The 11,045-nt window shown below is 66.3% G+C and carries 7 protein-coding genes; 3 read left to right on the top strand and 4 right to left on the bottom strand.

The features are described 5' to 3' along the window. Positions 1-219: 219 nt before the first annotated feature. From VGK32_12925 to VGK32_12915, 3 genes are all read right to left on the bottom strand, one after another. Positions 220-1,767, bottom strand: coding sequence for a hypothetical protein (locus VGK32_12925; GenBank protein ID HEY3382670.1), 1,548 nt, complete (start codon positions 1,765-1,767; stop codon positions 220-222). A gap of 227 nt (positions 1,768-1,994) precedes the next feature. Continuing rightward, on the bottom strand, positions 1,995-4,118 hold the full coding sequence (locus VGK32_12920) for a DUF4965 domain-containing protein (GenBank protein HEY3382669.1): 2,124 nt from the start codon (positions 4,116-4,118) through the stop codon (positions 1,995-1,997). A gap of 35 nt (positions 4,119-4,153) precedes the next feature. Further along, positions 4,154-4,339 (bottom strand): hypothetical protein, encoded by a 186-nt coding sequence (locus VGK32_12915; GenBank protein ID HEY3382668.1) that lies wholly within the window; start codon positions 4,337-4,339, stop codon positions 4,154-4,156. On the opposite strand from VGK32_12915, the gene VGK32_12910 reads away from it, so the two are divergent. From VGK32_12910 to VGK32_12900, 3 genes are all read left to right on the top strand, one after another. Further along, on the top strand, positions 4,338-4,562 hold the full coding sequence (locus tag VGK32_12910; protein HEY3382667.1) for a hypothetical protein: 225 nt from the start codon (positions 4,338-4,340) through the stop codon (positions 4,560-4,562). The genes VGK32_12915 and VGK32_12910 overlap by 2 nt on opposite strands. Positions 4,563-5,577: 1,015 nt before the next feature. Then, the gene (locus tag VGK32_12905) at positions 5,578-6,849 is read left to right on the top strand and encodes a TonB-dependent receptor (GenBank protein ID HEY3382666.1); all 1,272 of its coding nucleotides are present in this window, start codon (positions 5,578-5,580) and stop codon (positions 6,847-6,849) included. Next, a complete protein-coding gene (locus VGK32_12900) occupies positions 6,846-8,324 on the top strand; it encodes a TonB-dependent receptor (GenBank protein HEY3382665.1) in 1,479 nt (492 codons plus the stop codon). Before VGK32_12905 ends, VGK32_12900 begins: the two co-directional genes overlap by 4 nt. 675 nt (positions 8,325-8,999) lie before the next feature. Here the strand turns inward: VGK32_12900 and VGK32_12895 are convergent. Continuing rightward, a complete protein-coding gene (locus VGK32_12895; GenBank protein ID HEY3382664.1) occupies positions 9,000-10,391 on the bottom strand; it encodes a lyase family protein in 1,392 nt (463 codons plus the stop codon). Positions 10,392-11,045 lie beyond the last annotated feature (654 nt).

The raw sequence follows: 11,045 nt of genomic DNA, 5'->3' as shown, positions 1-11,045 counted from the left end.
GCATCGATGTCGCCTTCAGCAGCGTGCCGTTGTGGTCGTAGACATCGACGATCAGGCATCAAGCCGCGAATTGCGCACACGCGCTCACGTTCTTCCACTGTCTGCCGACGGTTCACCCGTCCAGCCGTTTCCCAGGTCCATTCGTTGTATGCCCGCCGGTTCCGGGTGTGCGCCGATCTTCGACGGTCCAACCTCGCGCCTCTCGGTCCCGGCACAGACCTACTTGATGCCCTTCGACGAGGCGGCCGGCTTCGCCGGCGCCGGCGCGATCTGGTACTGGAGGATCCGCGTGTTGAACCCACACGGCGTCGCGTCGCCCTGCCACTGCGCGGTCGTCCACAACTTGGTGGCGTCGAGCGGATCGCGCGTCGTGAGAATGCCGACGGTATTGCCCATGGGCTCGAGGTTCTTGTCGCCGATGCAGGCGTATGGTTTCGTGCCGGCGACGATGGTCATCGGCCCGCTGAACGTGTTCGGCGGATCCGTCTTCTTGCGCGACCAGAGGAACACGCCGAGGTTGGTCGTCGCCGTCGATGACGACGCGACGATGCCCACGTTGCCGGCCGCATCGACACCCACCGTGCCGAACTCGGCGTTGAAGTCCGCGCCGGAGATCTTTGCCGTTTGCGCGACCACGCAGGCGGTCGGCTTCGAACAATCGAGGTCCACGTAGAACATCAGGTTGTTCGTGTCGGTCCCCTGTGGTCCGCAGTCCTTGGTGCACGGGCCGGAGCCGAGGACGCCGTGGAGGTGCGAGCCGGCCTGCAACACGTTCATCACGCGGTGGCTGCCGGCGGCGCGAAGCGTGACGGGGCTTCCCGCCTGCGCGATGGACATGTCGGTTCCGCAACACGGCGTGTTGTACAGCCACGTGTTGGCCGTGGAACCAACGTCGGTCTTCACCGACTGCTGGGGCCCGATGGCGTTGTAGGTGCCGGTTCGCCCGTTCCACGTGAACGTGTTCACCACCCAGGTGAACGCGTCGTTGCCGACCCTCTGGCAAGAGGCGCCCTTGCAGCTCTTGTTCATGAAGAACGCCGGCGCGTTGGGCGCCTTGTCGGGGTTTTGGTCGATCGCCGGGACGACATCGAGCGGCATGTTGTGGCCGCGATTGAGATGGGCGGGTGCCTGGCCGTCGGCGATGGTCTTCACTTCTTCGGACGGCAGCGCGAAACAGTCCCAGGCGACGCCTCCACCGGTGAGCGGGTTGGTGTCGCCCGGGTGGCCGTCGCAGTAGTACACGCCGTTCTTGTCGTAGCCGAGCTTGATGCTGGGATTGTTCGGAAGACAGGGACCGCCTTCCAGACAGGACGGATAGATGCCTCCCCACTTGCCCAGCGAGTCCGCGGAGGCGCTCACGAGCAGGCAGTCGTTCGCGCATGACGCGCTGATCAGCCACCGTCCGATGAACTCGTCGAAGACCACGTGAGGCTCGAACGGACCTTTGCCCCCGTTCGTCATTGGGTTTAGGCCGGCGTTGCGGATGAGGATGGCGAGCGGCGTGGACTGTAGCAGCTTGCCGGTGTAGTCGTACGTACGGACATTCTGCCGCGTCACCTGCACGACCTGCTTGCCGTTGGCCGCCACGTTCAGTTCCGGCTGCCTCCCACACCAGCTGTCGTTCGCCTTGCACGCATCGAGCGGCAAGCCCTTGTCACCGTCGAACGACCGCACGACCGTCTGCGCGCTCGCTGCTCCGACCGGCAACAACAGACACCAGGCGAAGAGCAGCGCCAACCTCGTCACGTTCTCGCGTTTCGGACCCATGGAACGAACCTCCTCGATTGGAATGTGGCTGCCGGCCGAATCCACCGTCAGCCTGTCATCAACGCTTGGATGCAGTTGATCTCACACGTGCCACCGCAAAACCGCAGGCGATATGCCGACGACTGTGCTACTTGCGGCCCCAGACACCGCGTTTCGACCGGTCGCCTGCGTATCGGCGGGAGCCGGACGACCCCGAGAGACCACGCTCGGCTCCTGGTCGACGGTCGTCACCGTCCACCGCGATCGGCCCACTTCCGCCACACCGGGCGGTCGTAGAGCAAGCGCAGAAAGATGCCGCCAACCACCGGCCTCGCCTGGAAATTCACCTTCGTCGCATCGTGGGTCCAGAACCAGTCCGTCATCGGCACACGCTGCGGCGTTTTGTTCAGGAAGGTGAAGACCCGATCGGTCAACGCCTCGAAGTCGGCCTGCACCCCGGTCAACGTGGCGGACCACAACGTCCAGTCGAGCTTCGTGTAGAGGCTCCGGTTGTCGAGCGGGAGCCCGAACTGGTGTTGCGTGCGAAGGTAGAACGCCATTTCCTTCTTCGCGACCGCCGATGGAAAGAGGTTCAGACCAAGCAGCCGATCCCACACCAGGTTGTACTTCTGGCTCCACGTGCCGGGCCGATCGAAGGCGAGTCGGGAATGGTCGCCGTCGTCGGACTCTTTGGTCCACCTGGCAGCGAACTGCTCCGCCAGCGTGCGGTACTCCTTCGCGAGAGCGCCGTCACCGTGAAGCTCCGCCAGCCGGGCGAAGGCACCAAGCGCGATGATCGTTTTCGCGGACAGATTCACGTTGTGGGCGAGATGGCCCGCGAAATCGTCCGTGCACAGCTGATTCTCGGGATCGAACCCTTTCGCACTGAGATACTCCGCCCATTTCACGAGCAAGGGCCAGTAACGCTCCGCGAAGCCGGCGTGCCCTTCCGCCTGGGCGACCGCCGCGACCAGGATCAGCATGTTGCCGGACTCCTCGACCGGCATCTGGTTCGTCTCGGTCTTCTCCCCGCCGCCGTACACCGGCCCGGTCGCCTGCGGGTACTTGCCGAGGTCGTGCGGAGCGAAGGGGAACGTCCACCGAGGGGATTTGGCGTAGTCGAGAATCGGGACGAGCATCGCCTTCGTCAGGGCGGGTCCGAAAAGCAGATACTGCGGCGCCATCGGATAGATGACATCGACGGTGGCGATGAACCCGCCGCTGAAATGCTCCTTCGGAAAGAGCAGCGGCTGGCCGTTCGTGTCAGCCGCGAGTTTCGTCGAGGCGAACGTCTGCCGGAATGCGAGCGCTCCGATGGCGGCGTACCTCGGTCCGCCCGCGCGCTCGAGATCCTGCATCAGCTCCCGGTCGAAGGCCTCCGACTCGGCATCGAGCTCGTCCCGTTCGCGCGCAGCCGCGACGAGCACCGTGTCCATGGTCGCCCCGTTGCGGCGCCAGTACGCCCGCAGGTCCTGCGAGAAGTACCGGATCGAGAAAACATCGTCGTAAGCCAGCATGCCCCAGCACGACGCGGCGGACCCGCGCTGCACCGAGCCCAGATCCCAGACTGCCGCCATCGCGAGCCGCGACTTGGCCACGGGCGTCGCGGCCAGCGGACCCGCCGGTGCCTGAACGGTCCCGTCACCGAGGAAACTCCGGCGCAGTTGGCTTCCCTGGCCGCCGACCACGCGCACGCCTGGCCGAGCCGGCGCCGCCAGGTACCCATAGCCCCAGTCGATTCGCAGATCGTCTCCGGCGCGTTGCAGCACCGGTTGATCGGGTGTACCGATCCTGGCCACCTGCAGGCCACTGATCACTGGATAGTCGAGACCGACGGCCTGCTCGGGCGTGTCGACTGCGATCTCGGCCCCGCAATCGACGTACACCTGGACGCGATGGCTGGCGCCGTCCGCCGAGGCGACTTGCCACATCAGATACGTGACCGGCCTCGAGAGCAGATCCAGGTTCGACGGCAGCGAGGGCGTGAGAAACGTCAGCGTGACCTGGATCTGCGCGTTGGCGAACGTGTAGACCGTGCGCGTCGGATGGACGATCACCGACTTCTGGAGCAGCGCCGCGGTGGTCCTGGCACCTTGACTGACGCCCATCAGCCGATACGGCACGCCGTCAACCCGGATCAGCGACGTCAGCGGCTGGGGCTTTCCCGTCCAGTGCATCGTCGCATCATCGGTGAGTCGATCGGCCGGGGACCAGATCGAGAAGTACGGGTCATGGACGACGAGCGGCACGGCCGGTGGCCTGAGAAGGGGGGCGGGCGGCGGGCCCGCCGCTGCCGCGGACACCGACGTGGAAAGGCCAGCCACGACCGCGCATGCGGTCCACACAATGTTCCTGGAGAAACGACCACGCATCAGAAGCCACTCCCCGGATTAGCTGTGAGTCACGTTCAACCGGCTCGCCGCGAGCCGGTTGAGCGATGGCCGTTTCCGTCCTGGCCGTCCATGAGGAAGAAGACGATGTTCGGCTTGCGGGTCCTCGGCGCAGTCGGTGCGCCGAACGCGGCACGCCACGCGGGTGAGCAGACACCGGCCGTGCCGGCGCCGACGAGGCTGAGGAAGTCGCGACGTCTCATGCCTGTTCGGATCGCCATACGGGCACCCGCGCTGTTTCAGACAGCCGTGCGGTGTTCGCGCGGTTCGCGGGCACAGGGCCCGTCCTTCATGCAGGTGCAGGGCGCGGTGCTGGCGACGACGGTCGTCGGTGCGTGCCCCGGCGGCGGGGGTGGTTTGGCTGTGGAGATGAGCAGCGGCCAGGACTGCGGCGTCGGCGACCGCGAGAAGACAGCGCGCGCGTGAGCATGAGCCGTGCCTCCAGGGGCGACGATCTGAGCCGGGTGACGTGCGGCCGGATCGGGGGGTCGTCCGGAACAGGGATATCATGTATTATATACTGCACAGTCGACCGGCGTGGCGGGTCTTTCCCGGCCGGTTCGACTGAACCACTTCTTTCAACCTGACCAACTGGGCCAGCCCTGACTGGGAGCGGACCACGCTGGACGCCGTGGCGGCGGACTTGTCGCGCAAAGCCGTCGCGGTGAAGGTCGCCAAAGATATCGGCATGAGGCTCGAAGACCCGGACGGCCGCTTCGTCATGATCGACGACCAGCGATTCGAGCCTCGAGTACGCCCTCGACCTCCTCGCGGCGTGGCTCGGTCGTCATCCCGCCGCCCGACAAGGCGCGCGCGTTCCTCCTGAAGTACCAGAACAGGATTCTGTACGCCACAGACCCGGTCGTTGCGTCCGATTACCCTGGCGCACCAACGACGCTCGAGGGTATGACCGCGCGACTCGAGCAGCACTACTCGCGCGATGCGCCCGGCCCGGAGTGTGCGCGAGCACTCGGCGCCGCCTGATGTCACTGCAATATTGTATATAATACTCGCGATCTTCGTGCATTCACACGGCACACCCGCTCGCCGCCACCGCTGGGGACCAAGCATGCAGAGGATCGTCGACGACGTGATCGCCATGCCCGTCTCGAGCGCGTCGGGCCACCTGGCGGCCAACAGGATGTCGCCAGTGATTTCCCCCGACAGCACCGCGGTGCTCTTCGTCTTGCATCAATGGCAGTCCGCGCCCGGCGGCAGGAAGGACTCGCGGGACCTTCCAACTGCTCGATCGGTTGACGCGCCAGTGCGAGTAATTCGATGCGCACGTTCGCGGGATCGCGATGAAGACGGTGACGTCGTAGAAGCAGCGTCGTGTCGGCAAGAGTCGTCCGGGGAAGGGCTCCGGCGGCCCGCTTTGGTGCTCGCGTCGCCCGCAATCCTGCGGGCGCGCCGGTCGTTCCCATCGAGAGGGAGAAGTGGCATGCACGTGCGCAGACGTTGGATGATCCTGGTCGTGGGCGTGATTCTGATTGGTGCGATCAACCCGCCAGCGGCCTCCGGTCAGACACGGTCGCAGATCATCGGCACGATCAAGGACAGCAGCGGCGGCGTGCTGCCCGGCGTCACGTTGACGCTCACGAGCCCCAACATGGTCGGCGGCGCGCAGACCGCCGTGACGAGCGCCGACGGCACCTATCGCTTCTCCAACCTGCCGCCCGGGGTCTACACGGTGGAAGCCGCGCTCCAGGGCTTCCAGACCATCAAGCGGACCGGCCTGCAGGTGGCGGCGAGCACCACCGTCACCGTCGACCTCGCAGTGGCCGTCGGCAGCATGACCGAAACGGTCACCGTCACCGGCGCCACACCGGTCGTCGACGTGAAGACGGCGGCCTCGACGATGAAGGTTGACGAGACGTTCCTTCAGAACCTTCCGTTCGGCAACCGCACCACCCGGCCCCAAGAAATCTTCGCCATGGCGCCAGGCATCACGACCACCCGCACGGCTCACGGCGGCTTCCGCGACGCCAACAACATGATGGTCGACGGCGTTCCGTCGGCGATCGTGGGCAACATCCAGAGCTCGTCCCTCAACTACAGCTGGATGCAGGAAGTGCAGGTGGTGTCGCTCGGGGCGAACGCCGAGTACGGCGAGTTCACCGGCACGGTCTCGAACATGATCATGAAGTCGGGCAGCAACATCTTCTCCGGCCTGTTCGACTACTTCACCACGCGCGAGAGCTGGGTGGCCAAGAACTTCGGCTCGCTCAGCCCGGCGCTCCAGGCCAAGTTCGCGTCAACGCAGAAGGTCCTGTCGCGCTGGGAAGCGACCTTCCAGGGCGGCGGCCCCATCGTGAAGGACAAGTTGTTCTTCTTCGCCGGCGCCGATGTCTACCGGAACGAGTACGTCAACATGGGCGCGCTCCCGGGGCCCGACGGCAATCCGGTGGCCGCCAACGAGCACTGGAAGCGCTACCTGGGCAAGGTGAACTGGTCGCCGGCCACCGCGGTCAGAATCGAAGGGTTCATCGAGCGGGACGCCGACGACATCAACCCGACGGCGACCTCGATGACCAGCAGCGTGTCGAACACCAGTTGGATCCCGAAGACGTTGTACAACACGCGGTTGACCTGGACCATCAACGACAAGACGTTGTACGAGGCGCGCATCGGCGGCCTGCGCACCGAGCAGGACTTCCTGCCCCCCGCGCGCCGAACACCCTCGATGGTCCGTACCCCCACCAGGACACGGTGACGGGGCTCTCGTCCGGCAACTACGCCGGCCCGAACACAAACTGCAACCGGCGCGACACGTTCGTCACCAATGTGACCCGGTGGGTGAACGATCGCGTGGGCATCAGCCACGCGCTCAAGGCCGGCATGGAGATCGAGCGGGGAAGCGGGACGACCTGGTCGGGTATTCCGGGCGGGCGGCTGTATCAGGACGCCAATGGCAAAGCGAGCCAGGTGGTCTACTTCAACGGCCAGACGACGAATGCCACGTCGCGACGAAACACGTTCTTCGTGCAGGACACCTGGACCGTCGTCAGAAATCTCACGGTCGAACCGGGCATCCGGTACAGCCAGTACCGCGGGTCGATTCCCATGCAGAGCGACGTGTTCAGCACGAACATGATCGACCCGCGGATCGGCGCCGCCTGGGACATCCTCGGGGATCATAAGACGCTGCTGCGCGTGCACTATGGGTGGTCCCACGACCAGTTCGGGACCGGCCAGTACGGCTACCTCGACTTCAGCAACTGGTCGCCGAGGATCACCTACGGGATCAACGCGAACGGGTCGCTGACCTACAAGAGCCAGACGGTGCAGCCGGGCAACATCGTCATCGACCCGAACGTGAAGCAGCCGAGCGCGCGGCAGTTCACCATCGCCTTCGAGCGCGAGATCTTCCCCGATTTCGGCGTCACGGTCCAGTACGTGCACCGGAACTACCAGGACATCCTGGCGGTGGTCGATTCCGGATCGCAGTGGCAGGCGGTGCAGAAGCAGGACCCGGGGCAGGACAACGTGCTCGGCACGGCCGACGACGGGCAGATGCTGACGGTCTACAGCCTGCTCAACCCCGGCAAGATCTTCTTCACCTTGACGAACCCCGGCGACGCGACGCGCAACTACGACGCGTTCATGCTGATCGCCAAGAAGCGCTTCTCGCACAACTGGCAGATGCAGGTGTCCTACACCCACTCGAAATCGATGGGACAGGTGGACGACTACACCGGGACCAACATCGGCACCTTCGGCGATACGGCCCAGACCGGCGAATGGGCGAACCCGAACGCCAGGCTCAATGCGTACGGGGTCGGCTCCTTTGCCCAGCCCGAGAACTTCCTCTTCAGCGGCACCTATCGCCTGCCGAGTGTCAAGTACGTCGGCGGGGCGACCATCAGCGCGAACTACCGCGTCGCGAGTGGCGCTCCCTACGGCCGCCTCGTGACGATCCGAGGGTTGGCGCAGGGCAACCAGAGCGTGCGTGTCGAGAGCCGCAGCACGTACCGGTGCCCCGTGCTGAATCAGTTCGACATGCGCTTCGAGAAGACGTTCCCGATCGGCTCGGCGCGCCGGACGGCCGGTGTCTACGTCGACGTGTTCAACCTCCCGAACGCGGGCTACGCGACGGCGATTACCGAGAATGCGGGCACCCAATACGGCATCCCGGCCGGGTGGGCGCCGGGGCGGAGTTTCCAGGTCGGCGTCCGCGTCGCGTTCTGAGCACGGGCACGCCTCAGCCCTGGTGGACGGCCTTCGGGCCGTCCTCCTTCCTGTCGAGTCCCCGCCTGCACGACGCCTTCTCGACGCCTGCCAGAGAAGTTGCGTCACGACGACTCGGGATTCCCCATCCAGACGGGTGCATCCATGAAAAGACACGCGACGCTCTTTGGACTCGTGGTCGCCTGGCTCCTGCCGGCTTTGCCGGTGCTCGCGTCGCCCTCGGATCCTGTAGCGGATCCGAGGGCGATGGTGGTGGCCGGATCCGCGCGCTTCACGGTGCTGACCTCTCGAATGGTGCGGCTCGAGTGGGACGCGGACGGCCGGACTGTCTCACGGAAGGGCCCCGGCGACGACGGCGGCTGGATGTACGGCGGCGATCCGTTGACGGCGACCATCGTCGTGCCGCGTACTCCGACCAACCAGATGACAGTCGTCACCGCGGGCGCGGCGCCGCTGTCGATCGAGCAAGCCGCTCACTTCAGCGGCTGGGCGGGCCGGCTGGCGCGGGTAAAGGTGCTGCGCAACGTCGTCAACCGAGGCTCGCCGAATGTGGACCCGCCCGATCTCTTGATCGAGATGGCGCAGACCGGAACGCGCATGACGCTCGAGCCGGAGACGGCCCTCGCCGAAATGGCGGCGTTCGAAGACAGTCTGCCCGCGCCCCGCCGTTCCTGCCTACGACGCCGGATCGGGATCCTGGCGCTGGGCGGCCTCGTCGTGTTCCTTCAGGAGCTTCCGGAGCTTCGTGAGGTCGCCGCCGGCCCGGGCGGCGATGTCGCTAATGACCGAGTACGAGTGCCGCGCCTTCTGCCGGGTGAGGAGCGGGATGATCGTGTCGGCGTGCCGCTCGTTGCGGGCGGCATCGGCTTCGAGGCCCGCGATACTCCGCTCCTGAAGCGTCGCGGACGCGTTCGCGAGTAGAGCCATGGCATCGAGCACGTTCGACACGACCAGGCTCTCCCAGACGTTGAGATCCAGTTCGCCGTGGTCCACCGCCGCCTGGCATGCGGCGTGACAGCCCGCCACCTGCAACGCTAGCTGAATGACGAACTCCGGGATGACCGGGTTGACCTTGCCCGGCATGCACGTGGAGCCGGGCTGCACGGCCGGCAGCCGGATCTCTCCCAGCCCCGCTTCCGGCCCGGTGTTCATGAGCCGCAGGTCCTGGGCGATCTTGACGAGGCCCCGCGCGAGCAGATCCAGGGCGCCGGACACGGCGACCATGTCGTCGAGGTTCTGGGTGGCATCGAACAGATTGGCCGCCTGGACGTACCGGTCGTCGCCCGTGACGGCGCGGAGTGCGGGCATGATGCCGTCGAAGTACGACGCCGGGACATCGCAGGTTCGGCCGACGATCGTCCCGCCGAGATTGACCGCGTGCAGGGCGTCCACCGCGTCCGACACCCGCCGCAGGGCGCGGTCCAGGAACGCCCCGTAGCCGCCGAACAAGTCGGCGAAGGTGATGTCCACGGCGTCCATCAGGCAGGTTCGCCCGATCCGCCGGATCCCGCCGAGCGCCGCGCCCTTCGCGCGGAAGGCGTCGGCCAGCCCGGAGATGGCGTGCGCGGCCTCAGGGAAGGCCCGCACGACTGCGATGTGGCACGCCGTCGGAACGACGTCGTTGGTCGACTGGTGGAGATTGACGTGATCGTTCGGGTGCACGAGCCGGTACTGGCCCCGCGTGCCGCCCAGCCGTTCCTCGGCGACATTGGCCACCACCTCGTTGGTGTTCTGGTTGGCCGAGGTGCCGCCCCCCCCATGGAGCCGGTGAATCGGGAAGTCGTCGAACCGCCGCGCCTCGAGGAGCGACCCGGCCGCGGCGATGATCGCGTCGGCGCGCACCCGGTCGAGCAGGCCTGCGTCGCGGTTCGCCAACGCCGTCGCCTGCTTGATCATCAGCAGCCCTTCGACGAGCGTCGGGTAGCTCCCGAGGGGCCGGTCGCGGTCAACGGGGAAGTTGCGGAGCGCCCGCGTGGTCTGGGCTCCGTACAGGGCCTCGGCAGGCACCTCGACGGTGCCGAGCAGGTCGTGTTCGGTTCTGGTTGGCGCGGACGTGGATGGCGGCATGGAATCCTTCTCCTGTGGTCCGATCTTCCTCCCCGCCGCAACGACGGAGCCCAAGGGGGCACGCGGATCGAACGAAGCCACCAGGGGAGGTGCTCCGGAGCCAGGAACGGGACGGCTCGAGAACCCGGAGCATGGAGTGCTGCGCGAAGAATATTGTATACGATACGACGTCGCCGTCAAGGACACTCGCTGGCTTGCCCCCCGTCTCCTTCCCGACCTCGATGCGGCGGAGGGCGCACGTCACCGGGCGAGCCCACTGCGCGCGCGCCAGCCTCGAGGGTCTCGCAGGCATTCACCGGGGCGGCACAGACGAAGAAGGCGGCGAGATGGACGAGGGAGGCCGGCAGGGCCGAAGCCCGACCGGTGCAACCTACGCCAGACGACACGGCCAGGACAAGATCGGAGGGGTACTACGACCGTAGAACGTCTCACCAGGCTGGATGATCCGAGGCTGGCCCGTCGGGATGGAGATCAGTTTCTGGCTGGGCGCGACAGGTTCGTCCGGCGCGAGGCGTTCTCGACGCCCGACACGCGGCTGAACCCTGAGCGGTTCCTCCGCACCCACCGCGGGTGGATTGTGAACGTGGACCGGGTCTCGGAGCTTCCGGGCGTGGCCTTGCGGCGTGGCCAACGGTAGCGGCGTGGGGGGGGGGG

It is taken from the genome of Vicinamibacterales bacterium (assembly GCA_036504215.1).
GTDB lineage: Bacteria > Acidobacteriota > Vicinamibacteria > Vicinamibacterales > Fen-181 > FEN-299.
Note: the sequence above shows the minus strand (reverse complement) of the source record. Positions and strands in the feature narration are given on the sequence as shown.

Bases quoted from the DNA above. Each gene is read 5' to 3' on its own strand.
- VGK32_12915 (HEY3382668.1), bottom strand. From the start codon at position 4,339: ATGAGACGTCGCGACTTCCTCAGCCTCGTCGGCGCCGGCACGGCCGGT.
- VGK32_12895 (HEY3382664.1), bottom strand. From the start codon at position 10,391: ATGCCGCCATCCACGTCCGCGCCAACCAGAACCGAACACGACCTGCTC.
- VGK32_12925 (HEY3382670.1), bottom strand. From the start codon at position 1,767: ATGGGTCCGAAACGCGAGAACGTGACGAGGTTGGCGCTGCTCTTCGCC.
- VGK32_12920 (HEY3382669.1), bottom strand. From the start codon at position 4,118: ATGCGTGGTCGTTTCTCCAGGAACATTGTGTGGACCGCATGCGCGGTC.
- VGK32_12910 (HEY3382667.1), top strand. From the start codon at position 4,338: ATGCCTGTTCGGATCGCCATACGGGCACCCGCGCTGTTTCAGACAGCC.
- VGK32_12905 (HEY3382666.1), top strand. From the start codon at position 5,578: ATGCACGTGCGCAGACGTTGGATGATCCTGGTCGTGGGCGTGATTCTG.